Origin of the sequence: Roseburia sp. OF03-24 (assembly GCF_003463035.1) — a bacterium.
Taxonomy (GTDB): Bacteria; Bacillota; Clostridia; order Lachnospirales; family Lachnospiraceae; genus Roseburia; species Roseburia rectibacter.
In genome coordinates, this window is sequence record NZ_QSCK01000017.1 from 60,596 (window position 1) to 86,535 (window position 25,940).

The 25,940-nt window shown below is 39.8% G+C and carries 34 protein-coding genes; all 34 read right to left on the reverse strand.

The features are described 5' to 3' along the window. Positions 1-6: 6 nt before the first annotated feature. A complete protein-coding gene (locus tag DXA60_RS10325; RefSeq protein WP_243006845.1) occupies positions 7-906 on the reverse strand; it encodes a recombinase family protein in 900 nt (299 codons plus the stop codon). Then, positions 878-2,494 carry a recombinase family protein gene (locus DXA60_RS10330; RefSeq protein WP_199536206.1) on the reverse strand — a complete coding sequence of 539 codons (1,617 nt, stop codon included), beginning with the start codon at positions 2,492-2,494 and terminating at the stop codon, positions 878-880. The genes DXA60_RS10325 and DXA60_RS10330 overlap by 29 nt, the downstream gene beginning before the upstream one ends. A 90-nt stretch (positions 2,495-2,584) precedes the next feature. Beyond that, positions 2,585-2,743 carry an SHOCT domain-containing protein gene (locus DXA60_RS18875; protein ID WP_199536207.1) on the reverse strand — a complete coding sequence of 53 codons (159 nt, stop codon included), beginning with the start codon at positions 2,741-2,743 and terminating at the stop codon, positions 2,585-2,587. 82 nt (positions 2,744-2,825) lie between these two features. Next, the gene (locus DXA60_RS10340) at positions 2,826-3,221 is read right to left on the reverse strand and encodes a hypothetical protein (protein ID WP_015522049.1); all 396 of its coding nucleotides are present in this window, start codon (positions 3,219-3,221) and stop codon (positions 2,826-2,828) included. A gap of 703 nt (positions 3,222-3,924) precedes the next feature. Next, positions 3,925-4,350 carry an RNA polymerase sigma factor gene (locus tag DXA60_RS10345; protein WP_117921140.1) on the reverse strand — a complete coding sequence of 142 codons (426 nt, stop codon included), beginning with the start codon at positions 4,348-4,350 and terminating at the stop codon, positions 3,925-3,927. 378 nt (positions 4,351-4,728) lie between these two features. Further along, on the reverse strand, positions 4,729-5,307 hold the full coding sequence (locus DXA60_RS10355; RefSeq protein ID WP_243006846.1) for an accessory gene regulator B family protein: 579 nt from the start codon (positions 5,305-5,307) through the stop codon (positions 4,729-4,731). A gap of 3 nt (positions 5,308-5,310) precedes the next feature. After that, positions 5,311-5,472 carry a cyclic lactone autoinducer peptide gene (locus tag DXA60_RS10360; protein WP_006859203.1) on the reverse strand — a complete coding sequence of 54 codons (162 nt, stop codon included), beginning with the start codon at positions 5,470-5,472 and terminating at the stop codon, positions 5,311-5,313. A 105-nt stretch (positions 5,473-5,577) separates the two neighbouring features. Further along, positions 5,578-6,873, reverse strand: a complete 1,296-nt coding sequence (locus DXA60_RS10365; protein WP_117921141.1) for a sensor histidine kinase — start codon at positions 6,871-6,873, stop codon at positions 5,578-5,580. A 1-nt stretch (position 6,874) separates the two neighbouring features. Then, on the reverse strand, positions 6,875-7,579 hold the full coding sequence (locus DXA60_RS10370; RefSeq protein WP_117921142.1) for a LytR/AlgR family response regulator transcription factor: 705 nt from the start codon (positions 7,577-7,579) through the stop codon (positions 6,875-6,877). A gap of 58 nt (positions 7,580-7,637) precedes the next feature. After that, positions 7,638-7,973 carry a helix-turn-helix domain-containing protein gene (locus tag DXA60_RS10375; protein WP_117921143.1) on the reverse strand — a complete coding sequence of 112 codons (336 nt, stop codon included), beginning with the start codon at positions 7,971-7,973 and terminating at the stop codon, positions 7,638-7,640. Between the two features lie 203 nt (positions 7,974-8,176). After that, positions 8,177-8,605 (reverse strand): HTH domain-containing protein, encoded by a 429-nt coding sequence (locus DXA60_RS10380; RefSeq protein WP_117921144.1) that lies wholly within the window; start codon positions 8,603-8,605, stop codon positions 8,177-8,179. A 25-nt stretch (positions 8,606-8,630) separates the two neighbouring features. After that, entirely contained in the window at positions 8,631-9,347 is a 717-nt protein-coding gene (locus DXA60_RS10385) for an AAA family ATPase (RefSeq protein ID WP_117465412.1), read from the reverse strand. Between the two features lie 4 nt (positions 9,348-9,351). Continuing rightward, the gene (locus DXA60_RS19775; protein ID WP_243006850.1) at positions 9,352-9,501 is read right to left on the reverse strand and encodes a DUF3879 family protein; all 150 of its coding nucleotides are present in this window, start codon (positions 9,499-9,501) and stop codon (positions 9,352-9,354) included. A 327-nt stretch (positions 9,502-9,828) separates the two neighbouring features. Further along, positions 9,829-10,563, reverse strand: a complete 735-nt coding sequence (locus DXA60_RS10395; protein ID WP_243006847.1) for a sensor histidine kinase — start codon at positions 10,561-10,563, stop codon at positions 9,829-9,831. Between the two features lie 32 nt (positions 10,564-10,595). Then, positions 10,596-11,216, reverse strand: coding sequence for a DUF6033 family protein (locus tag DXA60_RS10400; protein ID WP_199536208.1), 621 nt, complete (start codon positions 11,214-11,216; stop codon positions 10,596-10,598). Between the two features lie 71 nt (positions 11,217-11,287). Next, positions 11,288-11,821 carry a DUF3879 family protein gene (locus tag DXA60_RS10405; RefSeq protein ID WP_117921146.1) on the reverse strand — a complete coding sequence of 178 codons (534 nt, stop codon included), beginning with the start codon at positions 11,819-11,821 and terminating at the stop codon, positions 11,288-11,290. 280 nt (positions 11,822-12,101) lie between these two features. Continuing rightward, positions 12,102-12,752 (reverse strand): hypothetical protein, encoded by a 651-nt coding sequence (locus DXA60_RS10410; RefSeq protein ID WP_055171124.1) that lies wholly within the window; start codon positions 12,750-12,752, stop codon positions 12,102-12,104. A gap of 26 nt (positions 12,753-12,778) precedes the next feature. Beyond that, the gene (locus DXA60_RS10415; RefSeq protein WP_117921147.1) at positions 12,779-13,207 is read right to left on the reverse strand and encodes an HTH domain-containing protein; all 429 of its coding nucleotides are present in this window, start codon (positions 13,205-13,207) and stop codon (positions 12,779-12,781) included. Positions 13,208-13,344: 137 nt separating this feature from the next. Next, positions 13,345-14,409, reverse strand: a complete 1,065-nt coding sequence (locus tag DXA60_RS10420) for a hypothetical protein (RefSeq protein WP_117921148.1) — start codon at positions 14,407-14,409, stop codon at positions 13,345-13,347. A gap of 149 nt (positions 14,410-14,558) precedes the next feature. Then, positions 14,559-14,924, reverse strand: a complete 366-nt coding sequence (locus tag DXA60_RS10425; RefSeq protein ID WP_241070791.1) for a hypothetical protein — start codon at positions 14,922-14,924, stop codon at positions 14,559-14,561. Positions 14,925-14,960: 36 nt separating this feature from the next. After that, positions 14,961-16,496, reverse strand: coding sequence for a hypothetical protein (locus tag DXA60_RS10430; RefSeq protein ID WP_117921149.1), 1,536 nt, complete (start codon positions 16,494-16,496; stop codon positions 14,961-14,963). Between the two features lie 298 nt (positions 16,497-16,794). Then, entirely contained in the window at positions 16,795-17,628 is an 834-nt protein-coding gene (locus tag DXA60_RS10435) for a hypothetical protein (RefSeq protein ID WP_055068427.1), read from the reverse strand. A gap of 206 nt (positions 17,629-17,834) precedes the next feature. Next, the gene (locus DXA60_RS19245; protein ID WP_241070792.1) at positions 17,835-18,107 is read right to left on the reverse strand and encodes a hypothetical protein; all 273 of its coding nucleotides are present in this window, start codon (positions 18,105-18,107) and stop codon (positions 17,835-17,837) included. Then, positions 18,067-18,714: a hypothetical protein gene (locus DXA60_RS10445; RefSeq protein WP_015516270.1), complete on the reverse strand. Its 648-nt coding sequence runs from the start codon at positions 18,712-18,714 to the stop codon at positions 18,067-18,069. Before DXA60_RS10445 ends, DXA60_RS19245 begins: the two co-directional genes overlap by 41 nt. 120 nt (positions 18,715-18,834) lie before the next feature. Continuing rightward, complete coding sequence (locus DXA60_RS10450) at positions 18,835-19,212, reverse strand: hypothetical protein (RefSeq protein ID WP_117921150.1); 378 nt, start codon at positions 19,210-19,212, stop codon at positions 18,835-18,837. Positions 19,213-19,278: 66 nt separating this feature from the next. Further along, positions 19,279-20,106: a hypothetical protein gene (locus DXA60_RS10455; RefSeq protein WP_117921151.1), complete on the reverse strand. Its 828-nt coding sequence runs from the start codon at positions 20,104-20,106 to the stop codon at positions 19,279-19,281. 295 nt (positions 20,107-20,401) lie between these two features. Further along, positions 20,402-20,878, reverse strand: coding sequence for a hypothetical protein (locus DXA60_RS10460; RefSeq protein ID WP_241070793.1), 477 nt, complete (start codon positions 20,876-20,878; stop codon positions 20,402-20,404). 17 nt (positions 20,879-20,895) lie between these two features. After that, a complete protein-coding gene (locus tag DXA60_RS10465) occupies positions 20,896-21,849 on the reverse strand; it encodes a hypothetical protein (RefSeq protein ID WP_117921160.1) in 954 nt (317 codons plus the stop codon). Between the two features lie 22 nt (positions 21,850-21,871). Beyond that, complete coding sequence (locus tag DXA60_RS10470) at positions 21,872-22,150, reverse strand: hypothetical protein (protein WP_117921152.1); 279 nt, start codon at positions 22,148-22,150, stop codon at positions 21,872-21,874. Positions 22,151-22,237: 87 nt separating this feature from the next. Next, positions 22,238-23,275, reverse strand: coding sequence for a DUF4885 family protein (locus tag DXA60_RS10475; protein WP_117921153.1), 1,038 nt, complete (start codon positions 23,273-23,275; stop codon positions 22,238-22,240). Positions 23,276-23,482: 207 nt separating this feature from the next. Then, positions 23,483-24,028: a hypothetical protein gene (locus DXA60_RS10480; RefSeq protein ID WP_055040309.1), complete on the reverse strand. Its 546-nt coding sequence runs from the start codon at positions 24,026-24,028 to the stop codon at positions 23,483-23,485. A gap of 63 nt (positions 24,029-24,091) precedes the next feature. Next, positions 24,092-24,760: a DUF3879 family protein gene (locus DXA60_RS10485; RefSeq protein WP_109258908.1), complete on the reverse strand. Its 669-nt coding sequence runs from the start codon at positions 24,758-24,760 to the stop codon at positions 24,092-24,094. A gap of 42 nt (positions 24,761-24,802) precedes the next feature. Next, positions 24,803-25,471: a hypothetical protein gene (locus DXA60_RS10490; RefSeq protein WP_117465419.1), complete on the reverse strand. Its 669-nt coding sequence runs from the start codon at positions 25,469-25,471 to the stop codon at positions 24,803-24,805. A 191-nt stretch (positions 25,472-25,662) separates the two neighbouring features. Beyond that, positions 25,663-25,940, reverse strand: a 278-nt coding sequence (locus DXA60_RS19250) for a GHKL domain-containing protein (protein ID WP_243006848.1), incomplete at its 5' end; no start/stop codon positions are given.

A 25,940-nucleotide genomic window follows, 5' to 3' on the forward strand; every position in this document is an offset into this window, starting at 1 on the left:
TCCCTCCTAATCCTTGTATCCGGCTGTGACACGGCTCCCATTGATAAACTCCACTTCTGCCATGTTTCCTCCATGCACCCAGATGCGTGCGATTATTTTTCTATATAAATTTTCATCGAATATTTCCAGTTCCTTTTTTCCTGCAAGGATGTTTTTGATCTCCTCTGTCCGGAACTCCCCATCCCTGACCTCCAGCGTCTGGTATCGTTCCTCTGCCCTTTCATATAGCAGTTTCATCAGGTCTACTTCTGTACGTTCCTGCTCTTCTTTCATCCGCTGCAGGTTCCGCTCCAGAACCCGGTACTGAGGACTGACCTTTTCCTCCTGCCTTTGTACCCGGAGCAGGCCTTTGTTTCGTATCACTGCATTGATGGCTTCCACACACACCTGCTTTGCCTGCCCGTCTGTAATAAAACTGTTCCTGCAGTTTTTTGTTCTGCCAGTCACATAGTTCTTGCACTTCCACTTGGCAGTGCCGCCACGCTCTTTTTTGTGGTTCGGCTGGATATGGCTGCATACCGCTCCGCATTCTGCACACCAGATGACACCTCCGAAGAGGATTCTCTCATCCCTGCCGGGCCTGTGGTCTGCCCTTCCAAGCTCTGCCCTCACCTTTTCCCGCCTGCGCTGGACTCTCTCAAACAGTTCCTCTCCTATGAGCTGCGGATAGTATTCTGTGCCAAGGTAGCTTGGATTTTCCAGTATCCTGCCGATGGATGCATGGGTCCAGGACACTTTCCCTTTTGCATTGCATATGTTTCTCCCTTTCAGGTTCTGGGCGATCCTGCCTGCCGCCACTCCGCTGTCATAGTCTGTAAATATCTGTTCCACAATTTTTCTCTGTTCTTCACAGATGGTGATTTTTCCATCCACAACCTTATAGCCGATTGGCATGTGCCACTGCATCCTGTCCGCCTCCCCTCTCCGTCAGTTTCAGTCCGTTGTGCAGGCAGAAGGTGATGTCGTGTTCCTTGGAGACCACGATCTTCTCCGCTGTCATTTTAAACAGTTGCTCGTCAAACTCCTCCCTTAATCCGTCCTGTTCTGCGATCAGTTGGATAAGCTGTTCGGTCCGTACAATTTCTTTTGTCCTCCGCAGCTTTCTGGTCAAAAGTGTCTTTTTTCTCCTGCATTCCGTCAGTTGCCAGCCAAGTTTATTACTGCTCTCCATAAAAAGAGCAGAGTCCATATATCCTTTCCTCATGACTTGGTTTAGGATTTGGCTCTGCTCGCTTATATCTTTGATTTCCTTATCCAGTTGTCTGATTTCCTCACTGTCCTGCCTTGCTGCCACAAGTTCTGTCAGCTCTTTTAACAGCGGCTCTAATATCGTTCCCTGATTGGTGTACAGCTTGTTCCACATGTCTGTAAAAGCCCGGTGCAGTACATCCTCCCGGATGGCTTTCATGCAGCAGCTCTCTTTATCCTCCACATGTCCGCTGCACGTCCAGATGATTTTCTCATAGGGTTTCCCGATGTAGATTTTCTGCCGCCGGAAGGTTCTTCCGCATTCCCCACAGATGATTCTGCCGGAAAACAGGTATCTTTTGGTGTAGTCACTCTTGTTCATGTGCAGTACATCCACCCGGTATGCCATCAAGTTCCGCACCGCTTCTGCCTCCTCATGTGTGACGATTGGCGGATGGCTGTCCTTGATGAGATACTGGTTTCTCTGTCCGTTGTTTACCCGGCGGACAAATGGGAACCTTGTTTCTGTATAGGTTCTCTGCTGTAACATATCCCCTTCATAAATCGGATTTTTCAGAATGTCCTGTATCACCCCGTCCTGCCACTTTTCTGCACCCCGGATTGTCGGAATGCCTTTCTGGTTCAGTGCCTTTGCTATCACATACACTCCCATGCCGTTTAGGTAGGATTCATAAATCCACCTTACGGTTTCTGCCTCGGATTCTATGATGACTAAATTTCCATCCTCATCTTTTCCATAGCCATACGCTGGTGTGGATATGATATAGGTTCCATCCTGAAAGCGTTTCTGTATCGCCCAGCGGTTGTTGCTTGAGATGTTTTCTGATTCCCCCTGCGCCACCGATGCCAGGATGGTAATGAACAGCTCGCTTTTTTCTGACAGCGTGTTGATGTTCTCCTTCTCGAAGTAGATTCCAACGCCGATCTCTTTCAGCTTTCGGATGGTCTGGATGCATTCCACCGTATTTCTTGCAAATCTTGTGATGGATTTCGTAAGGATCAGGTCGATGTTCCCATCCTCACAGTCTGAAATCATCATCTGGAACTCATCCCTGTGCTTTACGTTTGTTCCGCTGATTCCTTCATCCGCATACACCCCGGCAAACTCCCACAGAGGGTTGCTCTCGATCTTTTCCGTATAGTACTCGACCTGTGCAGTATAGGAAGTTGCCTGTGCCTGACTGCCGGTACTGACTCTGGCATACCCGCACACTTTCAGTCTGCGTTCTTCCTGTGTATGTTTCTGCTCTTTTGCTGCCTTTATGACAGTCACTTTTTTTGCCATGCTATTTTCTCCTTTCCCAGTATTTTCAAGGGTTTGCACTCCCTGTCAGCAACATACACTACCACATAGTCCTTGATATATCCAGTGTTATTACAGATATACTTTTGCCAGTTCTGGGGAAAGGGTCTTGACATTCAAAACCCGGATTTTTTCCCATTCTTCCTCGGTTAACAGCTTATCTTCATGCATCCTTTTCAAGAGAAATTCGGCAATCTTATACCGCACCTCATTCGCTCCGCCTTCCATCATCTCTCCCCCTTTTTCCTCCCGCAATTTAAGTAAGTTAAATTCATTCTCCCAAGAAAAACACTTCCGCCCAGAAGAAACACCTTTACATCATCCCAATTTCAGCCATGGTTGCTGCCTCATCCTCTTCCCGGAAATACTGTTCCGATACATCCCTGCTGACTGAAAGCACCTCTCCTGCGTCCTTTTCTCCCATCTGAATCGGGATTAAGAACGGATGGATTTCCTTGCAGAATTCCTGATTGGGACAGCTATTGATAAAATAGCCGCAGGTATCTAATATCAGCCTGTCACACATATCTGTGATGACGATCTTTTCAGCCTCAAACATGTGGCTGCCAATATAATTTGCGATATTTTCTGCCGTAGTCGAGATATAGTCCTCTTTCCGCTCCCCTCCATCACTTGGATAAAGATAGGCATATCCTGCCCTCTCCGTTTCAAAAATCCTTAACATCATTTCGGTATCTTCTTTCTTCATTTCCTGTTTTCCTCCATTCCCCATTTTTCAGCTTTTCTTAACTCCACAAGAATACGGCGGAAGTCACCCTCCGCCGCATGGTTTCTGTAATTAAGTCTTACTGCCATAATCCTTCACTTCATAAATAAAAAGTGTCTGTCCCTATTCGTCACTACTCCCCGGAACGAAATGCCGCCAAAACAGAGAAGAAAAAATCTCAAAGCGGCATTTCATGGGCAGTCAGTCCAGACTGTCTTTGGTCCCTGCCACTCGGACAGGCAGACATCACAGGTATCTCACCTCCACCACTGCGTGCTGGCTAATCTCAAGGTGTATCATTATAGGCCATTCCCCTCTTCGCGCCTGTCCACCACAGACAGGCTGTACCCCGGCTTTCCCGCTCGGCTCCTTAGATGCGATCTTTTTCACAGCATGGCTGGCAGAAAGAACATCTGCCCGATTGCTGCAGGAGTGTCACTGCGCCCCGGTTACGGCTCATGAAACGGCTAACGTATCTGAACTGCTGGATATGGCTGGCAGGATATGGCGTGATTCCATCCTGCGCTCGGAGCCCTGCATTCCTCTCCGGCATTTTTCAATGTACGTTTTGTCTGCCTGTGTCGTATCCACACATGAGACATGAGAGGATTCCCGGAAGAGACCATCTGTCCAGAAAAAGTTCCTCTCATAAGGTACTCACAGAAAAACACGTTTTGAGGGGGTATTAATCAAAAAATTTTTTTATTTTCTTTACCGCACCGTTTATGCTCTCCCGGATGTTCTTCTCTCCAACCCCTTCTTTCGCTGCAATCTGCCGGTATGTCATGCCCTCAAAAAAATAAAAATGCAGCCGCTCTCTCTGCACCGGGGTGAGTGACTGCATTGCTTTCTGCAGGGTTTCTATTTCCATCTGCCGGATGACCGTATCCTCTACCGATTCCCCGGTCAGCTCCACCAGATCTTCCGTTTCTCCTTCTGTATATCCGTCCTTGGTCGTATGTCTGATATCCCGCATTTCCTGTGCGTGGGCTTCTTTGCGGAACGTATCGGCAAGTGCCTCGTAGACTTCTCTGGTCACATAGGTGTATTCCAGCTCTCCAACTGCATCTTTATAAAAATCCTTTACTCTGATCCTGATCCATTCTGACATTCAAATGTCCTCCATTTCGTAATTTTTTTGAAATGAAGGACATCTGGAGGACCTCTGGGTTTTACTTCACTGGAAAAAGACAATAAAAAAAGGTGCTGTTCCCATGCAAAATAAAGCATGCAAAACTGCACCCGGATGTTATCCTTATGAACTTTTCCCTTTCTGCCGCCCCCTGCAATCCGGTGCGGCATGAATTCCCCAAAACATGCCACGCCTTTCTTCTCCTAAGCCTTTTTGCGGTACTATACTTGGAAAGAAAGTGCGTTTCAATATAAGTGTAATAAGTCTTACGGTACCTGTAATAAGTTACCGTCTTGGATTGTCATCCTTCCTGTTTTCCAGAAAAAAAGTCCCTTCCGTTTGTTCGGAAAGGACTATCTATTTTCGGTATGTGACTGTATCCATAGCTGTGCTTTTCCTATAAGCATAAACAGTGCCGTGATGCAGATTCCTGTATAAACAGCGTAAGCATACAGTACCTGGCCTGCATGCCACAAAATGCCAAGCACAGCCAGTTCCAACGCTGCAATCAGCCTTGCTTTTCTGCCAAAATGCTTTTTGTTCCTCTTTATCCAGTTTTCGGTTCTTGCTGTGCATGGGACTGAGTAAAAAAATAATCCCTGCGGACACCAGCAATACTGCCAGCAGCCATGCCAGCGATGTCTTACAAAACACAGCCTGTGTATAAACCGGAACCAGCAGCACCAGATTGGAACCAAGATAACAGAAAATCCTGCTGTCTGAGTGATATCCACCAGTATAGCTGCGAAGAACCATAAAAGAAAGGGTAAACACTGCCACAACCGCCAGTTGCTCTGTGAGCAGGCCGATGACCAGTGCCGTCACAACGTTTAGAAGCAGGATCATACCATTGCGTATTCCAAACTGGTATAATTCCTGCTCCTCCTCTTTTATGATTCCCCGCTCAACCATACGATGGCTGAGCCATTTCGTCATGATTTAAAACCTTCTGAGTTTTTTGGAATCTTCCGGCATCTTGTCCTGTCCCAGATACCACATGCAGGAACGGTTCGTTGCCATGGTTGTCACCATAAGTGCCAGTGCTGCCATCACACTCATGGATTTGCTGCTCAGTCGGTACATCCAGTTTCTTTTCTTCATTTTTAGTAAAACCCTCCTTTTTTTGATGTTTTCACTCTAACAGTTTCCATGTAAAAATCAATCTATCTGTAACAAGTTGCAGGTTTGCTGTAATAAGTTGCAGTCTCACTCCAGTTTTGCAACTCCGTTGAGCAGAAGGACTGCCTCAAAATGTTCCCCCTGATCCTTTAATATCAGCTCCCCACCGTATTTTTCTGCCACTTTCCGCACCGAACGGATTCCCCTGCCGTGTTTTATTTTATCTTTTTTGCTTGTCTGTTGACAGGAACTTGTCCCGGATGGCTTGCTGTTCTTAATGGATAAAAGCAGTCTGCCCTCCTGAAACTTTGATTCCACATGAACATACCGTTTTTCCTGTTCCACTGCCATCGCTGCCTCTATCGCATTATCCAAAAGATTCCCATACAGAACACCCATGTCCCCGATATCTACGGATACTCTCTGGGGGAGCAGCGTTGTAACCTGCATCGGTATCTCTTTCTCTTTTGCCTTTACGCTTTTTACTTTTAATATGGCATTCACCACAGGATTTGCGGAATAAATGATCTCTTCTGCCAGCCGGATATCTCCCAATACTTCCTGCAGTCTGTCCTTGATCAGTTCCGCACTTCCCTGTTCCGCCGCTGCGAGCAGTCCCGTCAGCCGGTTCTTCATATCATGCCGGATGTCCTGTATCTGTTCCTGATACCGTTCCATGTCCTGATAGTATTCGTTCCGGTATAAGATTTCCCTCTGGATCATTTCCTCTTCGTGCTGTTTTTCTTCCACTGTCGTATACTTTTCAATCATCAGAAAAATTACATAATTAGTGATGATAATGACAAAGATGATGCACATGCACAGCACGACCATCTGTGCCGAGATTAATTCTTTTGCAACCTCTATCAGTAAAAAGCAACTGATCAGGCTGCATAAAGGTATCATTGTCAACATATATTGCGTTTCTTTTGGCATTGCTGATAGTCGAATGCTTTTTCCAGATTTCAGTCTGCAAAACACCTCCACAATTGTTGCTTTCAAAAATGCCATAAAAAACACGATAAAATAATATGAAACCGTGGTATCGTCCAACACCTTTTCCATGAATGCCTTATTAAACAAATATCCTAACGGTTCTGCAACTCCCATAATCCCCATATACAGCAGAACCGCAATCAGCCTGCTTACAATCCCTGCCTCATACTGGCAGACATATACACAGAGAATCGCCACCATCGTCACAAAATTCAGCCAGCTTATCCCCATCTGGTTCACCGCACTTCCAATCAGCTCGCACACTATCAGCAGAAGAACAGAAAACTCCATGGAAGTTTTTCTGTTTCCAATGAACTCCTCTAAATACCTGCGGTAAATGCAGAGGTCAAAAAGATTTATGACAAGCCTCACCCCATATAATGCCATGTCACATTCCTCCCTGCACAAATGCGATGTGCTTTTCCGTCAGCTCCTTCCGGTACCCTCTTGTCACTCCCAGCTCTGTGCCGTCTGTAAGCATGACCATGCCGCTGGATACAGAATGAACATGTTTCAAATTAACGATAAAAAAGCCATGAACGGCGGCAAACATGCGCTCATCCAGTTTCTCCCATATTTCATTCAGATTCATGTTGGACTGATATTTCATTTTCTTTGTGTGGATTATCGCCTGACGCCCCCGCTTTTCCAGATACAGGATTTCGTCAAACTTCAGACTGTACCGCACCCTGCGGTAACTAAATGAGAAACTCTGATTGGTCAGATTCAGATAGGTTCCTGCCTTCTCAAACAGCACACGGAGCCTTTCTTCTGAGATTGGTTTTGGAATAAAATCAAATGTGACAACTTCAAATACACTTGGCATGTATTTGGTATAGCTGGTAAGAAACACCAGTAATGCCTTGGAATCTGTCTCACGGATCTGTTTTGCCACCGCCAGTCCGTCCATTCCAGGCATCTCAATATCAAGAATGTACATATCCGGCTTTTGCTCCGCATCTGCACATTCCCTCAATAATTCTTCCGGTCTGGTATAAAACACATACTCCACCGCATAATCGATCATACGCAGTGTATAGCGTCTGATCCTTTCAATGTCCTGCTGATTATCATCGCAGATTGCTACCCTCATATATCGTCTCCTTCTCAAAATATATTGATCAAATATACATCCCGGAGACTGTGCTGCTTTAACGACCTGTCATCAGCTTTCTCATATACGCAAGCATACGGTCTATAAATGCATCCCGTTCCTCCCTGCTGCAGTTTGCAAGGAACAGTTCAATATCAACCTTATGATTTGTATCCCCCGTAACCAGATAAGTCGGCTCAGTCCTGTACTTCTCATACAGGACCAGCATTTTCTCCGGCTGTAAGCCATAGACACCACTTTCGATTTTGCGATAATGCTCTACCCCTACATCCAGCGTCTCTGCAAAAACTTCCTGCGTATATCCACTGTTTTCTCTGGCGGTTTGCAACCTTTTTCCGATCTGTATATTGATTTCCTTCTTCTCTGCTTTCATGGAATTCACCTCGCTTTTATGGTAATGATACCAACGAGAAATACCCGAAAACAGATTGCAATGCAACGTTTTAAAAGTCGTATTGCGACATGCCCCCATAAACGAAAAGTGAGCAGCAGACACCAATCTGCTACTCGCCTTCTATCTTTCTTTATTCTAATTACATTTCCTGTTATTCCACCAGTTTCCCAAGCACCACATGATTATATCGGCAACTCACAATCTTTTAACCAAAACCGTAGTTCCATAACAGTCACAGCAATTTTATATTTTACTTCGATTTCAACTTTTTCTGGTGGATTGGCTAAAAGCCTGTCAATATCATTTTCCTCAACACCAGCCATTTTTGCTATCGTTAGCTTGGATATGCCATGATAGGAAACAAGCACTTCCAAAAAACCGCTTAATTGCCTATCCTTATCTTCAATCGCTCCAAAATACAGAAATCCTGCTTTACTAAGTATTTTAAGACGCAATGCAGGATCATCTAGCAAACATTCCACATTGCCCATTACTACTCCATCTATTGTTTCTTCAGTTATTTCTAAATATTTTGAAAGAGTATTTTTATTAAAACGATACTCCTCAATTAAAGAAGTCAACATTTCAGAAATATTTTTTGTTTTTATCATATTTGTGCCCTAACACATTGTTTCTTTACTCTATCAACAATTTATCCAGCAACATCTGCCTATTGTTTATAAACATTTCTGTCACTTGATAACTCTCTGTTTCTTCATATTCACATAAATGTATGCTTCCATTATCAAAACAATAGATATCTGCATCTGGTATGCCTAACAGAATAGGCGAATGTGTAACTATAAAAAATTGTGCTCCCTCTTTTGCACATCTATATATTTGTATTAACAATGTAAGCTGTCTCTGAGGTGATAATGCAGCTTCCGGTTCATCAAAAAGATACAGACCATTTGGCTGCAAATTGTTCTGCGCTAACGCGAGAAAACTCTCTCCATGTGACCTTTCATGATATTTAGCAGAAGGATGCGCAAAATCTGCATATTCTTCTTCCTGCGTTGCAACATTATAAAAACTTTCGGCTCTAAGAAAATATCCCCATTTTTCCTTCCGATAGCCTTTTGAAATTCTTATCGCATCACATAATTCTGAATGTGTATCATGCGTAGAAAAAACATAATTCTTTGTTCCACCCTCAGGATTAAAACCATGTGCTACGGCAAGTGCCTCCAATAAAGTGGATTTACCACTGCCATTTTCTCCGACAAAAAAAGTAACCGGTTTGTTGAAATCAAGTTTTTTAACACCCCCAAAAGCCTCAATTCTCTTTAAATAACTATCGTTATCAATTCTATCCCAATCGAATGTTACTCCTTGTATAAATTGATTATTCATTTCATTACCTTTGCTTTATTTTTTTATCTGAATTGTACCGTCTGTTTTCCCAGTTAGGATCAGCCTTTTTTGCGGCATCATAAAATGCCTGTCTGTAAATTCTCTCATATTTTTCAAGGGTGTACCCGGCAGCCAATCTGTCCTTTTTCTGCATTTTGCGGTACAAATTGTTATATACCTCGGAACGTTTTGTTGTATCTCCATTGTGGACACTGGGACTGAACAGAACTGCTGTTCAACTGAGACAACTGAAAACTGCCTATTGCATTTACTCCTGATGTCCCGAATGTTTTTTGAAATAAAAAAGCATTATCTGTAATCTTTGACATAAAACATCCTCCCATCTCTATTCCAAAAAATTATAACTTTTCCAATGTTAATAATCTGCTCAGTTTCTCTATTTCCTTTATCAGATAAAATAACCTGTTCTCCTAGTCCCATATCATCAAACGACCATATTACGCATACAAAGACCATCTCTTTACAAGATGACCACTGCCTTAAATTCATTTTCATCGCAGGAAAGCACCATATCACCGCCATATTTATCCACAACTGCTTTTACATTTAACAATCCAATGCCGTGATGATCCCCTCTTTTGCTCTTTATTGTATCATTTTCAATTTCCACCTTTTCTGTCACCGGATTTCTCACCGCAAATATCAGTTTATGATCTTCGCACTCTAATTTCAGATGAATGACCGCTTTTCCGGTATTTTTCAGTACTTTTTCACTCTCCCGGATTGCATTATCCAGTAAATTGGAAAGCAGAATCACAATCTCTTCCTCTTCCAGACAAATCTCCTGCAAATCCCCTACTTTCAGGATAACCGCTATGTGTTTCTCCTGCATGCTGCGGTACTTCTGGTTTAAAACAGCATTGACCACCGGATGGTTCGTGTTGATTGCCGACATCTCAACTGCTATGCTCTCTGTCAGTTTCTGCGTAAATGAAAGTGCCTCATCTGTGTGTCCATTCTTAATCAACGTCTGGATTGTGGAAAGCTGATTTTTATAATCGTACATTTTTCTTCGCTGACGCTCATAGATTTCTTCCCGGTCCTGATAATCTGCAATACGATTTTTCTGATTTTGTTCCGTAAGTACCGCAATTTTTATTCTCTCTTCTTTTTCAATGGTATTCTGCATGAACTCCATAAGGATAAGGTTAATCGCAACCAGTCCCACCGAAAGAAATAAAAATACATTCTGCATGTCAATACATCCCGGCATACTCATATCAGTTTCTATGCCAGCACATCAAATGTCGAAACTCCGCTTTCCGTCACTCCTATAGGAATTGAAGTACCTACCAATTCCACCATTTTTCCTGTCAGGTCAGCTACATCTTTTCCATCAATTTTCAGATTATATTGCCGTTCTTCCTGATCCTGTTTTTCGGCACGCTGTTTTTCCAGTCTTTCCTCTGTCTCTTTCTTTTCTGCTTTCCTTTTCTCGAGTCTTTCTTCAAGTTCTTTCCTTGCTTTTTCTGTTCCCGGATCAACCTCATCTGTTACCAGTACTTCTTCTGTTATGCTATCATATCCATTTATTGTATCCGTTACACTCAGTACCTTACAGCCACGAGCACTTTGAGCAGCTTTCAATTTTTCGATACTTTCCGGTATTAAAGATAGATTATACTCCAACCATTGTTTTGTCTTTTCATCTCCCATAGCCTTTGACAAAAGAGAACTGTTTATATTTACGGAATAATCCCTGCTTCGTAAACAATCGTATTTTTGTGTTAAATAGTTCTTATATTCATGAGCATTCTTATATGTCCTGCCCGTTTTGTTTCCAGCATTTTGTGTATCGCCATAACGATTCGTATATGACGCATAAGTTTCTATTCCTGTAACTGCCATATTAACATATCTCCTTTCATTATTCGGAGTCCTTCCAACTATGCCACCTGTTGGATTTTTCTCACCTACATCTATACTTTAAAATCTAATCCACAAAGAGTATCATCCATCTGATCTAAAATACTTGTATCAAATGCATCTCCCGGCTTCCATCCAGGATTATTTTTCTTTACCAGTGTCTCCATTCTTGAAGCATAATCTCCAGCCATTCTGCTCAATGTCCACGAAGCGGAATTTCGCTGTTCAGAAGGAATCGTATTCAAATACTGTTTGATTACATCATGTCTCTTGCTTTCTTCTGGTATATATGCACCATTGCTACTGATAAAATCCTGCTTTACAACCTTTTCTAAATCCGACTTCACCTTATCCGATACAGACACTATCTTTTTCCAATCCTTACCATTGATACAACGGTCTGCCTGTTCCTTTGATAAAAAAGGTACACCATCTTTATTATAGTAATAATTGTTATTTCTATATTGACACCCAGAATCTAGGGTCGTAATCCCAGTCTGCTTGTGTGAGAAATTTTTCTGAAAGAAGAATTTGTTTATTAGCAAACTTTGCGAAAATAAATTTTTATTGTTAATATTTACATTCATATTTCACTCTCTCCTATAATACAAAATTGTAGCCACATTACATTTTTAATATGTATAATATACTTTTATTGTTTCAGTGGATGTTGAAACTGTTCCTTTTGTAACAATCCATATTTTCCACTTGCCTGACGGATCAAAACCATTAAAATCATTAATTGTTATTGTTCCACTCTTACTTACTGTTGTATAATTAACATTTCCATTGCCATCTTCTACATATAAATAAAACGAATCACTTCCTGAACTAACCCTACTATACACCTCTATTTAAAATTCTGAATTATGAACTCAATTCCGTTACCAGTGAAGAATATCTTTTTGTCCGGTTCTTTATATCCTCCTCACTGACACCATAATAACAATATAAATCTCTGGCTATTTTCTTAAACCTTTTTATGACCGACTTATTGCCAGAGTAAGATATTCCAAATATATTCCAGGTATAATCTACCTCTATTTCCATTAAATCCTCACCAATTTTTATTTCATATAAATGAAAATCCATGGGAATTACATTATCAGGCATTTGGTCAATCAATTTATTTCTAATTTCCATTTCATTCAAAAAATTTTTAACAGATTCTTCATTATGAAAATCTGGTTTTGGAATATCCTTCCTTTGGCCCAAAAGTTCTGGTTTATGCTGCATAATCAAACTAGCTTTTAGATTTTTCTGTCGTTCTATCCAATTTGTTGCGGCAGGATTGATTTCCACTAAATCATAATGATCCTTTGCGTATTGCACCACTTCCGCAAGGGTATGCGGGTTGGCCGCTATTCTCTTTTCTATCCTTTTTCGTCTGGATTGATAGATAGCTTTTCGGATTCTAATCTTTAGAGATTGCTTTTGAGCTTCTCCAAATATAAAAACACTTGTGGGACCATCTTCACCATTTATTATGGAAACTTGATTGATACTTTTATTTTTCATAAGTGCCCTCTACTCACAAATCCCGATTATATCGGTGATTCACAATCTTTTAGCCAAAATCGCAGTTCCATAACCGTCACAGCAATTTTATACTTTACTTCGATTTCAATCTTTTCTGGTGGATTGACTAAAAGCCTGTCAATATCATTTTCCTCAACACCAGCCATTTTTGCTATCGTTAGCTTGGATATGCCATGATAGGAAACAAGCACTTCCAAAAAACCGCTTAATTGCCTATCCTTATCTTCAATCGCTCCAAAATACAGAAATCCTGCTTTACTAAGTATTTTAAGACGCAATGCAGGATCATCTAGCAAACATTCCACATTGCCCATTACTACTCCATCTATTGTTTCTTCAGTTATTTCTAAATATTTTGAAAGAGTATTTTTATTAAAACGATACTCCTCAATTAAAGAAGTCAACATTTCTGAAATATTTTTTGTTTTTATCATATTTGTGCCTTAATCTCCACTTGTATCATTTACAATATTGCTTGTAACAAGTGTCCCTATGTGAAAGGCACACTCTACACTTTATTGTTGTTATCTTCCATTTTCCGAGCAATTATAACTTTTCCAATCTACGTTTATCAAATGCTCCAAAATTTAGATGCCAGCTCCCGATTTATGATAGATGAGAGAAAATTAGGATTATTATTCTGGAACACTTTCAGACTTTCAAAAAAAGCCGCTTTATTTTCTGTCTTTATATCTGAAAAAGTTGCATCCAGCTTCTGATCTTTTACATTTTTCTCCACATATTCCTCCGACTGCTTTTCGTAATTATCAACCATCGAAGGATTCTTTTTCACTGCCCCTTCATACCAATTTGTAAGGTATTTTAATGCATTAAGCTGTCTGTCCTCATTGCTGCTTTCTTTACTAATCTTCTGATATTCCGTGTATGCACTGCCGTCCATCGTCCTCATCATATCAAGCGCATTTGTAGTCTTTACAATATTGCTACCATGTCCAAGATATGTACCTTTCCCTACTCCATAGTCCATATTTCCGTTATTGTCAGCTTTTCCTGCGCTCGCAAGCTTTGCGATAGACTCCATTGCTTCCAAAAATGGTTTTATGCTATCTTCCGGGATAAAATTCTCTGCCGCATATTCCGCTTTTTTCATACCAAGTGAAATATTTGCCTGCCGTTCTTCCTCTGTCATAGAGCCAGTATTTCCAACAAGGAAATTCTGACGGATGATATCATACACAAATCCCTGTTCCTCTTTGCTGCAGTTCTCCACCGCAGATGCAACCGCCTTGTCTGCACCATACATTCCGGAATATGCCGGAAGTTCTAGGGAGTTATCAACCTGCGTAATTTCTTTTTGGAACGCTGCATTTCTCGCCTCCATTGATTCCCGCTGCTCCTGTGTTACATTGGCATCCACTATACCTTTCTTGTTTTCCACAAGTGCAGCCATTCCATCTCCCGAAAATTCAACAATAACCGCATCTCCATACTGCGAACCGATGTCCTTCATCGCCTGCAGGGTTTCTTCCCTTGACATCTTGTCCATAATCTTATTGCCATGTTCATCTGTAGTGTTAAATTCATACTTTACAAGGGTGTCTTTCTTATATATACCATTCCCATATGAGGGAATATTCGTTGTTCCTCTGTAAAACTGACTGTAATCAATATTCATAATATACACTCTCCTCTACTTTATTTTTTCTTAGGTATTTGTGAAATACCAAAAGTCTCATAAATACAATATTTTTACCACATAAAACATACTATATTTTTATAGTTTCATACTTGTATATATATCTTATGCAAACATATAATATCTGCCTAAATCATCAACTTTATATACATTATTTCCGGTATATGATCTAAAGTGATCGTAATATCCTTATTATAGGTATCCTTCGCGAAACTTAATGCCCGGTACTCTGTAATATTGAATTCGTAATAGTCCACATCCTCCGTATCCGATAAACTTCCCTTTAAATATCCGTCCGGCTTATTGATAAGTGCCGTCAGATCCAGTGTTCTTCCAAACACATCCTGATCCGTATATTTATTTGTTTTCCAGAAATAATCATTGGAAACTTTACTATTTTCTACTGCAATATTTTTATCAGTGGGTAAACCTTTTTTCTTAAAATCATATCCCACAAGCTGCGCATGCATCTCTACTGTGCGGGTTATTACCATCTGTTCATTCTCCTTGTGTATAATTACTTTTCATAATCATAATACTTTCCTGAAACTATACGCATACATATCCGAATACATGTTATCATGCGGTTGTGGCGTCAGCCTTCTATCCAATGCCGCCATATCCACCGTAAAACCACTGTCTGCCACAGAAAAAGCACCATTACTGAATTGAAACTCCGAAGTAAAGTCTGGAATCCCCAGATCACCGCTTGTCCGGTTATGTCCTATAATATTTATCAATGCATCCTTTATCCGCTCTATCTTGGCATTGTCCTTTGTTTTGTTAATCAGATTAGCAGCTTTTTCCGGCAGCCCGCCAATCTTTCCGTCTGGTGTCAGGTAAAGGTTCTCCAGAGAAATATCTTCTCCCGTAACCCCTTTTAAGTAACGCCTGACTTCCTGCACATCCGTGGCATACTGGTAGGTATTGGACGACAGATTTCCCACACTGTCAGCAATTCCTGTGTAATACTGATACATCCGGTCACTGTACTTTTCCTCTACCAGTTTCTGAACCTGTTCCCGGACTTCTTTATCTTCGATACCGCTCACTGTTACATTCCCATTGCTTTCAATCTTTATCTGCATTCCCTCCAGCTCATCACGGGAGATACCTTTGCTTTCCAGATCCTTTACAAAATCCTCGGAAAAATCATGTTTCAGTTCCGCCTTCTGCTGTGCTTTCTCAAAATCTTTCAGATTGGCAAAAATCTTCACATACTCCATTTCCGCATCATCCAGTGTCTTTCCTTCTGCCATGTCCTGCAACAATTCATCCACTGTGCGCCCGCCTTTGTATTGTTTTTCTTCCGGCAGACTTTCAAACTGCTTCTGGTGGAGTTTCTCCATTTCTTTTGTATAATTTTTCTCTGTATCCATCAGGACTTCATTATATTTGTCGAGGTATTCCCTCCAATTTTCATCTTTCCGGCTGTATGCACCGTGAAGGTTCCCGAATGCCTCCCTTATGGCATCGGTCTTTTCCTGTTCTTTATTTTCCGTAACCTTGAAACTGATTTTATAATAATCATGCGGAGAAACTTCTTCCCCATTTTTGTTTTCTATTTTGATACAATATTTATTGGTATTTGTATCCCAGTTCGGGATGGTCAGTGTTTTACGTCCTTCCCCGTCCCATTCTGCCTTTCCGACCTGATTGCCATATTCATCATATAAGGTGAGGTCATAATCACAGCCTTCCGGCATGTCCATGTATATTTGAACCCCAAAATAATTCTGTATGGTTCGATTAAATGGAATGGAAAAGTTGTAGAAATCCACATCCTTTTTATCACTGAGATTTCCTTTCAGACTGCTGGTTTCGTCCTTAATCAGAAAATCCAGATCCAGAAACGTACTTCCCTTCTTCTTGTCCGAAACCTCATAAGTGGTATGCTGTCTGCGATAAGTGTCATTGCTGCCAAGTGTACAGGAATCTTCCTGAAGTGTCATATTTTTCTTCAGTTTTCCTTCAAAAAATGCCACTGTTTCCTTTCCAGACATGAAAAAAATCGGTTTTTGACGAAATGCTGCCCCATATGTAGAATGATTACTGTTTATTTCCATTTCTATTTTCTTCTCCCCAATGATCTATTACAGTTCTGGCACTTACATACACAGAAGCAAGTACATGAACAAGAAGCATATGCCATAAATGTTCCTTTTTCAGTCTTTGTTTTCTTCCCCTAATTTCATATGGAACTCCTCCTATCTCAATATCATTTTTGCATCATGCATTTATTATTCTCCTATTTTGGATGCCAACACTGTATAAAATTCTTTTTCCTGTTGCAGATATGCTGTCCTTTCCTCTGTCATTCGGAATCTATTCACTCTCCATAACGGTCCAAGTGATCTATTACTTTTATGACCATCTATACCAAGTTCCGCTATTCAAAAGCTGTGACATACTTTCTTCATATCTTTTCACTGCTTTCTGCTGAATGGAACTAGGCACCACATAATCGTTACCAACTTCACTTATTTTCCCATTTACCAGTTCGCAATGTGTCCCGTTTATCACAAATTCTCTGCTTGTATCCACTCCCTGTGACGCAAGAAAATCTAAAATATAATCGGTGTATGTATCTGTCATACTTGAAAAATACTGCTGATCCGCAAAATGTATCAGGGAGCTCAGACCACCTATCATCATATTGCATCTTTCATCATCTGCCTTGCTTCCGTTTCCATAGCCCTCGCCCCAGACAAAATCTTCCTGTACCGTCATGCTGTATCCATTTCCAAGATTAAATCTGCTTCCAACCCCAATCGTGATACTGTTTGTACTGGGATCATATGGTTTGTACCCTCTGGTTTTAAATGGCTGCTGTACGGTTCCAAAGGTTTGAATCTCGGATGGGAGATATGACATACCCGTAATTGCCGTAAACGCTTTCTGCCCATTCACATAAAAGGAAGTATGGGTTGCACTGTCTATATCCGCTGTAATCTCGACTTTCTCATCATTGGCAAAAGGATTCTGTCCGGTCATTCCGGTTCCATATGCAAACAGCATTCTTGTAAACTGATATCTTGTATGCTCATCAAAATGATTCAGTGTCTCTGTATCTTCTCCCTTTACATCTCCATTGCAAAAATCAACAAATTCATTTTTGCTGCCATCTTTTGTAGATAATTTACCTGTCTTTGTGTTATAAATGAAATTATAGGAACTTCCAACTTTCGTTATACTCATAAAATTGTTCTCCTTTCTGCATAGGAGTCAGTAATATGCTCTGACTCCTACATGAAATACTTTTTAAAAATCTAATTCATTACCCGGATATGGCTCCATAATACACTTAAACTTTCCATTTTTTGAAATGCTTTCAACTTTCACCGAATCCTCAAATGTGACTGTCATCTGTGTATCGTAAGTTTTCCATTCAAACTGCGACCAGCTTACACCGTTACCGGTATGATCATAAGCCTTGATTGCATCGTTATATTGCTTTTTTGTTTTTCTGAATATTCCGGCACATTTTCAGTATTATTTATTTCCAACAACATTCTTAAACTATCCGGCACTCCATCTATCGCTTTTCTCCACGCTTCACTCTGTTGCTTTGCAACCGCCATCTCATACTGCATAACATAATCCTGATATGCCTTTTCTCTTGCGGCACTTGCTTCTTTATCTACCTTTAACAACTGCCGTTTGGTATCTTGCTTCATAAGCATTAGACGCTTTTGACAACAGCCTTTCATTGTTCCACGACCGTAATAATCGGCTTCTTTCCTGTTCCTGCTTTGCAATCTTTTCATTCAACATTTCCTGCTGCTGTTTTTTAACCTGCGCCCGTTTTTCCAGATATTCTTCCAAAAGCTCTTTTTGTCTATCTTTCTTGTTGCTTGTCTTTTTATAAAAACTGTTTTGTGAACGAGCATAAAATTCCGACTGATTATTAACACCAGACCATGAATCGCCCCTATAATCTTTAGCAGTAGCTCCTACAGTGAGCACCATAGAAGCTTCCAACGGTGCAAAGGACGAAGTTAAGTCACGTTTAAGTGCTGATAATATCTTTTCCCTGTACTCCGGATCATCTTTCATATTCTTAAATGCTTCCTCTGATATGTTGATAGCCACATTGGTTATAGTTCTATTTCTGGGTATCTTATCAATTTCAGCATAAAATTCCTTTTTGAAAATCGCCATTTCTTCCGCTTCTGATAATTCCTTTGTATTGCCCGTTTCTCCCGTGCTGTTTACGCTCTTTGTACTTTTCGTTGTTGCAACATTGTTCTGATAATAACTCTGTCCTACTCCACTAATAGCCATTTTTAATCCTCCTTTATCAGCACTTTTTCATGCCTTTATATCAAATAGGCGTTTGCGAAACGCCAAAAGCCGCATAAATACGGCATTTTTTGTTGTTAAAATAAAATATCTCCTCAAGATTTATGGTAAAATAGAGTTGCGAGAAACTATCAACCAATCCTGATATGCCTTTTCTCTCGCAGCACTTGCTTCTTTGTCTGTCTTTAACAACTGCTGCTTGGTATCTTCCGTCAATTCCACCTCTTTACCATTGACCGTAACATATCCTCTTGCAACTGCCCTGCTGACCATTGCAGAATCAGAGAAATGCACAATATAAGAATTTTCTTTATCTCCTTTTGTGATACCCAATACATCCTTTCCAGATGTTGCTGTGATTTTTTCTTGTTCGCATACCTTTTTACTTTCTGCATTCTGTTGGCTATAATGCGGATATTTACTATATAAATTTTTCTGTCGGTCATAGATGGAATCAATCTGTTTATTTAAAATGTTCATAGTCCACTGCCCTCCCTTGCTTTTTCCTTATTATTTCAATATTTCTCAAACATTTTAATACCCGCATTAAACAATAAAACCAATTTTTTCAAACAGAAATTCACAATATTTATGCATATCCTGATTTCCGCTTCTTAAAACAGAAGAAAACAAAGACTTTATATCTATATTTCCTCCCGTTCTTTCATATTGCTCCAGATAAAGTGAACGGAACTCTAAATAAGAATCTTGAATATAATCACATGCCTGATTTATATCAAAGGCATCAAACGATTCATCCAATTTTGTATTCTGAAATTTCTGCTTATTTTCTGCATTTTGCTTTTGACTTTTGGCAACCATTTTGTCCCATTTTATCAGTTCCTCAAAACCTTTATTTAGCTTTTCCAATTCTTCATCCATTGACAACAGACGTCTTTTTCCACTCTCTGGATTATCGCATACATACACTTCTCTTGTTCCATTCCTATATCCTTCTACAATTTTTTGATACATAGTAGAATAGGCATATGTAGCTCCCATTCCAATATCATCGAAACCATACCCATTTTTACTTTCACGGATACTTTTTAAATATTTAGCCTTTTCATCCCATAATTCTCGAAGATAATCATTTGACCAAACAGTTTTAGGCACCGTTTCTCTGATATAATTTGCGTAACTAGCGTCTAAGGCAAAACTATCATGTATATATGTGTTTTCCTGATTTTCCCCATCGACTTCATCTGAATGTCCTATCTTCCGGCATACGTCCTTGCCGGATGTTACGGTCATTTTTTCTTGCGATTCATTTGCCTTATGCTTTTTATGAGAAAACCCTATAGTTTTCATATAATCGCCTTTTTGATGACCGTACAATGAAGATACGGTATTCTGACCAAAACCGATGTGCATACTTCTATTCCTCCAATCAGTTTATCTGAATTGTACCGTCTGCTATAACAAACTGTACATTCAACTCAGACATAATATCTTTGTGCTGTGTCCGGTTATATGCTAAAATTTCCCGGATATCACTTGCGTAATACTGATAGGTCAGATTCCCGCCCGGATTTAACTGAATTTTTAACGCCTAATCCCATATTAACTCCTTTCCACGGTTCTTCTGTCAGTCAGAACCGTACCTGCTCTCTCCATCCGAAGCCCAAGTAGTAACCTTTAATTGATTTATTGGATATAGAAATTGATACTATGCATATGTATCAAAACCTACCTTATTTTTAGTTGTCGCTTCTATAGCAATCATATTTTCTGTTTTTTTATCTTCTTTTTCTTTATCCTCTTTCATTCTCTCCAGCCATTTGTCAATTTCTGAATCCGTACCAGTCTCTCCAAAAATGCCACAGGTTGTCATTTCGGTTCCATTATTCGTAAACTTAAACTCCACTGATATCAGTTTACTACCATGACTTATTGCCGCCTTCTGTGCATTTCGTATAACATCTGGCATAATTGCTAAATTTTCCTCAAGCCATTTCGCAGTTTTTTCATCTCCACATGCCTTTTGCATTACACTTCTGTCAATCAATACAGAAGCATTTTTGCATGGAGTCAAACATTTATACTTGTTAGTCAAATACTTTGAATAGTCTGATACATTTTTAAACTTATTGGCTGAATTCATAGTGTATCCTGCATAATAATTTGAATTTATCGCCACTGACATATTCTATCCCTCCTCTTTCAATTATTCAAATATCCCTGATCCAGTTCTTCTTTCGACCAGACTCTTTCATACGTTCCACCAATTTCGTCAAAAACCTTTTGCCATGTAGAAAATTTATGGATTTCCTCCATGCTATCCTTGTTATTCTGAAGCCATTCATACAGCTTTTCATACATAGAACCAGAAAACCGGACACTCCAATTGTTTTTATAATTTTCATTGTCACTGTATGACATTCCATCAGCTCCTATGGATATAATTCCCTGATCTGTCCGTTTTGCCATTCCTCTAATCTCTAAATCAGCCCAGATAAAACCTTCTTCCCGACTCTCAATTAAATTAGGGTATTTGTCAAAATACATCTCCGCTAATTCTTCATACCTCTTCCGATCCGCTTCATTTTGCAGAAGAACCTTGCCACCTCTGCCTTTCTCACCGTCTTTTACTAAATACTGGATGCCGGTACCTGAATGTGTATTTAATGTAAATCCCTGCAAAGTCTCCACATCCAGCGAATCTTTATCCATTACATTCTGCAATGCATCTTTTAATTCATCATCTAATACCAGGGCATCGTAACTCATCGTTCCATGCTCAGAAATCAAAAACTGCTTTCCTGTTGTTTCATCCTGTCTTATTTTTATATCAGAATAGGAAAATGCCCCCAAACGCTCCCCGTCTTTATTGTATATATCAAAACATTCAGCTTCATTATCGGGTACGATTCTATAATTTTCGGATTCGTACTCTGAATATTCCTGTTTCAAAGTATTTATCGTTTTTCCTGACAGTGCCAGATAAGAATCCATCACTGTACTTTTCTTAGCACGATTGATATCCGCTCTACTGCTAATATCCTCCTTATCCACCGTCTGAGCCAAAGTATCAGCCCACTTATTCTGGTTCCGATTTGGTTTTAGGTTGTTATAACCTGTTGAATAACGGCTCTCCGCTCCTATACTTCCAATCATTTTTTTAATTCCTCCCGGCATTTTATTCTCTTATTTTAGATGCCAACACGATATAAAATTCTTTTTCCTGTTGCAGATATGCTGCCTTGACACTCTGCGGCACTGTCTGAAGGTAATAACCACTCATATAAGCAATCTGCTTTTTGGTTTTTTCGTCTGCAAACTGATAGGTTCTGTTATTCGCTTTTTTTGTACTTTTTCCTTTCGATGGAATATAAGACCAGTTTGGTTCTCCATTACTACCAGAAGTAATTAACTGTTCCCTTCCAACTGTTCCTATATTTGAAAAAGAGATTCCCATAAATCCACCTCCAACAGCTTGAAGTTTTCGTATAAAATTTTATTCAACGACTTCATAAAGCGGTTCATACTTTCTGTCATCCATTGGTCACACTCTAGCTTCAAACATACTTTGGCTAACACCTTTCATCCACATATTCTGTGTTGCTCCATATCCTTTTTCCTGCCCTATATCATACAATCCACTGCTGTCAAATCCTATTTTCAATACCAAATCATTTTCTTTTTTCCAACCATTCTTAGCATATTGCAGCCATCTCTTAGAATAAAGTTCATACCCTGCGCCACTTTTAGATTTTTCCTTAAACAATGCCAGTAAATCTGTACCATCCTCTGCAATAAAAGTACCATTTTTATATGTCGCATTGCGTGCATCATATCCAGTTGTCTCATACACTTCATGCCATAAAGAATATTGGTTTGCCTTTGTCATATTTGCCTGCGAATTAACAATTTCATTATCTGCATCATGCATACAAATCCACGCATGTGTCCATATATTTTTCGCATTATCCCCTTCATTCAGTAATTTTTCTATCTGCGATAATGTATCTCTATCTGCATTTCCCGACACTGTTAATTGATATGTATATGGATCAATAGAAAATACCAAATCTGCCTGTTTTGATATTGATATCCCATTCTTTGAAAGTAGATTTGAAATCTGCTGATTTACAACACTTCTGGCATACTGTTTTTCCCTGTCAGTATTGCGTACATAACCAACACTTCTTGAACCACCTGTATATACATCCTTGTAATTTCTTAATGCATAATCATACCGGGCAAATCCAGCCGAATATTTTCCTCCTGTTTGTAACATTCTTTTCTCATTGCGGTAAGCTATGGAACGCTGATCTTCTGTCATATATGAGCAAAAATTAGGTGAGGTCACATCACAATATTTTGATTCGATATATGCCATTGGATCAGAATGAGACAAATTTTCTTTGTACACTTTATCATAATGCTCCTGCAAAACTTTTTGTACGAAACGATCTTCCTCTGTAAGTCCATCATACTGATATCCTACAGTTGTACCGGCGCTGGAATTATTGGGCAGCTTGTTTAAATCCCTGCCAGCTGGAATGTTGTTATAATAGTCAGAATTATTTACAGTAACCATATTATCCCCCTGCCTTATATAAGTCTTATAATCTGTATCATGTAAATCATACTGGAACCCTATCGATAAACTTTTTTCATTTTATTTTACATATTTTTTCTTCATTATTCGGAGTTCTTCCGACTATGTCACCTATTTGATTTCTCTCAGCCTCAATATGATATGTAATCCAAGTTCTCTTTTTTCCTATGTTCAAATGACTAAGCACTATTTATACTTACTATTTGCACTTGTCAAATCAAGATAAGCATCCATACTTTTCGTCCAAAGCAACGATAAGTCAAACCTTCCCAATTTGTTTAAATCTTCTATGCTTTTTTTGAACATTGCGATAAAATCTCTTCTGTCGTTAAGTCCCATATTACCAGCTTCAAGCGGCAGAGACGTGAAACCTCCCTGCTTTTCCACTTTGTAATGTGCCTCCAATGCACGCATTTCGACTACTGTAGCATTTGATGGATTAACATCATTGATATAAATTCTTTGCTCAAACTCTTTCCCGTTTTCATCCACACCTTTCGCTAACACCACAGGATTTTCATCCGTCGAATCATCCGCATATTTAAGACAATAAGAAAGACCTGTACCATTACCTCCTGTCCACAACATATTATCTGTTGTAAATATCTGATATACCTTTGGTGTTTCTGCCGTATAAAATGTCTTTTCCCCAGATGCAGGAGTTTTCATTTGATTACCTTTTTGTTGACCGTATGATGAAGATACGGTATTCAGGCTAGAACTAATGTTCATATTTTTGTTTCTCCAATCAGCTCAAAATTTTCTCTTTTTAATTATTCAAATATACCTGATATGTTAAATTTTAGTATCAAGCGTTGCCTGTGCAGGAGATTTCCCCGACTCTGCCAATTCTCTTGTAACACTATCTAATGCACCATCTTTGATTGGCTTACCAATTTTCCAGTTAGGATCAGCCTTTTTTGCGGCATCATAAAATGCCTGTCTGTAAATTCTCTCATATTTTTCAAGGGTGTACCCGGCAGCCAATCTGTCCTTTTTCTGCATTTTGCGGTACAAATTGTTATATACCTCGGAACGTTTTGTTGTATCTCCATTGTGGACACCGTTTTCACGCAGGAACTCTTTTTTTGTCAGTTCATACATTTCTTCTTTGCTGCTATCCGGAATTGATATGATCCGTTTTCTCGAACTTTCATTTTCATCTGTCACTAAAAGTCCTGCCAGTCCATTTACAGGGTTGATATAATCTCCATCCTTGTCATAATGACTCATCAGATTTTTTATTCCCTGAATATTGCCATACATTGCACCATTTCCAGCAGACATCATTTGTTTTACTGCGGCTTTATATTGTTTGCTGTTTGTGTTAATCCCGGCAGCTTTTAACTTGGACTGAACAGAACTGCTGTTCAACTGGGACAACTGAAAACTGCCTATTGCATTTACTCCTGATGTCCCAAATGATTTTTGAAACAAAAAAGCATAATCCGTTATTTTTGACATAAAACATCCTCCCATATTAAACCTGTTATCTTACCTATATCCTTACGCTTTCCTATCAAAAGACGTTTTCTCTTCCAAATAGTTCGGCAGTTCTTTCAATTCTGAGCTTTGGGCATTCTTTTGCGTATGGTATTCATTGAAGTAAATTCCGTAAAATTCTCTTTCCTTTTCCCGCTCAGCCGGAGTTCTTTCGCATCCCCATCCATAACTATCTCCCAGATAGGTCAACACTTTTGTTCCTTGATAAGAAATGTCGGCACCATATCCTTCGCCTGTCAGAATCGGACATTCCAGTGTGCCTCCTCCCGCCAGAGCAAACTTCTTTTGCGCAAGGTTGTTATTTTTCCCCTCTGCCCTCTCCAGAAAATCGAGCAATGATAATTCTCCGATTCCTTTGCATTTCGGATTACCATTTTGACTTTTTACCGCATTTTTAGCCTGCTGATATAATGCCTTTCTGTCAGGGGATACATCGGATATGTATTCTGCACATAACCTTGTTCTCTGCCTGTGAATAGATTCTAATTCCGTTTTACTCGTAGTGTTGGCAGCTCTCTGAGCCAGTTCCTTAATCTCAGAGACAAACTCTGCCTGTGACTTATTGCTTTTCCCTGCACTTGGAATCATAGACCAATCAGGTTCTCCACTTCTCAGCGATACACTATATTTTGTAATAGCAGAACTCGTTGCATTTGAAATCGATATTCCCATGAATTCACCTCATATTTTCTACCTTCTCTGCATATATTTTAACCTCTATATATACTTATCCATTTATCATATTCATTCTTTAAAATTCTCATAACATACTTATTTCCTCTATTTTTTTATCGGATAAAATAACCTGTTCTCCTAGTCCCATATCATCAAACGACCATATTACGCACACAAAGACCATCTCTTTACAAGATAACCACAGCCTTAAATTCATTTTCATCGCAGGAAAGCACCATATCACCGCCATATTTATCCACAACTGCTTTTACATTTAACAGCCCAATGCCGTGATGATCCCCTCTTTTGCTCTTTATCGTGTCATTTTCAATTTCCACCTTTTCTGTCACCGGATTTCTCACCGCAAATATCAGTTTATGATCTTCGCACTCTAATTTCAGATGAATGACCGCTTTTCCGGTATTTTTCAGTACCTTTTCACTCTCCCGGATTGCATTATCCAATA

Coding starts and splice junctions, on each gene's coding strand:
- DXA60_RS10325 (WP_243006845.1), bottom strand. CDS start 906: ATGCAGTGGCACATGCCAATCGGCTATAAGGTTGTGGATGGAAAAATC.
- DXA60_RS10330 (WP_199536206.1), bottom strand. CDS start 2,494: ATGGCAAAAAAAGTGACTGTCATAAAGGCAGCAAAAGAGCAGAAACAT.
- DXA60_RS18875 (WP_199536207.1), bottom strand. CDS start 2,743: ATGATGGAAGGCGGAGCGAATGAGGTGCGGTATAAGATTGCCGAATTT.
- DXA60_RS10340 (WP_015522049.1), bottom strand. CDS start 3,221: ATGAAGAAAGAAGATACCGAAATGATGTTAAGGATTTTTGAAACGGAG.
- DXA60_RS10345 (WP_117921140.1), bottom strand. CDS start 4,350: ATGTCAGAATGGATCAGGATCAGAGTAAAGGATTTTTATAAAGATGCA.
- DXA60_RS10355 (WP_243006846.1), bottom strand. CDS start 5,307: ATGACGAAATGGCTCAGCCATCGTATGGTTGAGCGGGGAATCATAAAA.
- DXA60_RS10360 (WP_006859203.1), bottom strand. CDS start 5,472: ATGAAGAAAAGAAACTGGATGTACCGACTGAGCAGCAAATCCATGAGT.
- DXA60_RS10365 (WP_117921141.1), bottom strand. CDS start 6,873: ATGGCATTATATGGGGTGAGGCTTGTCATAAATCTTTTTGACCTCTGC.
- DXA60_RS10370 (WP_117921142.1), bottom strand. CDS start 7,579: ATGAGGGTAGCAATCTGCGATGATAATCAGCAGGACATTGAAAGGATC.
- DXA60_RS10375 (WP_117921143.1), bottom strand. CDS start 7,973: ATGAAAGCAGAGAAGAAGGAAATCAATATACAGATCGGAAAAAGGTTG.
- DXA60_RS10380 (WP_117921144.1), bottom strand. CDS start 8,605: ATGATAAAAACAAAAAATATTTCTGAAATGTTGACTTCTTTAATTGAG.
- DXA60_RS10385 (WP_117465412.1), bottom strand. CDS start 9,347: ATGAATAATCAATTTATACAAGGAGTAACATTCGATTGGGATAGAATT.
- DXA60_RS19775 (WP_243006850.1), bottom strand. CDS start 9,501: ATGCAGAAAAAGGACAGATTGGCTGCCGGGTACACCCTTGAAAAATAT.
- DXA60_RS10395 (WP_243006847.1), bottom strand. CDS start 10,563: ATGCAGAATGTATTTTTATTTCTTTCGGTGGGACTGGTTGCGATTAAC.
- DXA60_RS10400 (WP_199536208.1), bottom strand. CDS start 11,216: ATGGCAGTTACAGGAATAGAAACTTATGCGTCATATACGAATCGTTAT.
- DXA60_RS10405 (WP_117921146.1), bottom strand. CDS start 11,821: ATGAATGTAAATATTAACAATAAAAATTTATTTTCGCAAAGTTTGCTA.
- DXA60_RS10410 (WP_055171124.1), bottom strand. CDS start 12,752: ATGAAAAATAAAAGTATCAATCAAGTTTCCATAATAAATGGTGAAGAT.
- DXA60_RS10415 (WP_117921147.1), bottom strand. CDS start 13,207: ATGATAAAAACAAAAAATATTTCAGAAATGTTGACTTCTTTAATTGAG.
- DXA60_RS10420 (WP_117921148.1), bottom strand. CDS start 14,409: ATGAATATTGATTACAGTCAGTTTTACAGAGGAACAACGAATATTCCC.
- DXA60_RS10425 (WP_241070791.1), bottom strand. CDS start 14,924: ATGGTAATAACCCGCACAGTAGAGATGCATGCGCAGCTTGTGGGATAT.
- DXA60_RS10430 (WP_117921149.1), bottom strand. CDS start 16,496: ATGGAAATAAACAGTAATCATTCTACATATGGGGCAGCATTTCGTCAA.
- DXA60_RS10435 (WP_055068427.1), bottom strand. CDS start 17,628: ATGAGTATAACGAAAGTTGGAAGTTCCTATAATTTCATTTATAACACA.
- DXA60_RS19245 (WP_241070792.1), bottom strand. CDS start 18,107: ATGAAGCAAGATACCAAACGGCAGTTGTTAAAGGTAGATAAAGAAGCA.
- DXA60_RS10445 (WP_015516270.1), bottom strand. CDS start 18,714: ATGGCTATTAGTGGAGTAGGACAGAGTTATTATCAGAACAATGTTGCA.
- DXA60_RS10450 (WP_117921150.1), bottom strand. CDS start 19,212: ATGAACATTTTAAATAAACAGATTGATTCCATCTATGACCGACAGAAA.
- DXA60_RS10455 (WP_117921151.1), bottom strand. CDS start 20,106: ATGCACATCGGTTTTGGTCAGAATACCGTATCTTCATTGTACGGTCAT.
- DXA60_RS10460 (WP_241070793.1), bottom strand. CDS start 20,878: ATGTCAGTGGCGATAAATTCAAATTATTATGCAGGATACACTATGAAT.
- DXA60_RS10465 (WP_117921160.1), bottom strand. CDS start 21,849: ATGATTGGAAGTATAGGAGCGGAGAGCCGTTATTCAACAGGTTATAAC.
- DXA60_RS10470 (WP_117921152.1), bottom strand. CDS start 22,150: ATGGGAATCTCTTTTTCAAATATAGGAACAGTTGGAAGGGAACAGTTA.
- DXA60_RS10475 (WP_117921153.1), bottom strand. CDS start 23,275: ATGGTTACTGTAAATAATTCTGACTATTATAACAACATTCCAGCTGGC.
- DXA60_RS10480 (WP_055040309.1), bottom strand. CDS start 24,028: ATGAACATTAGTTCTAGCCTGAATACCGTATCTTCATCATACGGTCAA.
- DXA60_RS10485 (WP_109258908.1), bottom strand. CDS start 24,760: ATGTCAAAAATAACGGATTATGCTTTTTTGTTTCAAAAATCATTTGGG.
- DXA60_RS10490 (WP_117465419.1), bottom strand. CDS start 25,471: ATGGGAATATCGATTTCAAATGCAACGAGTTCTGCTATTACAAAATAT.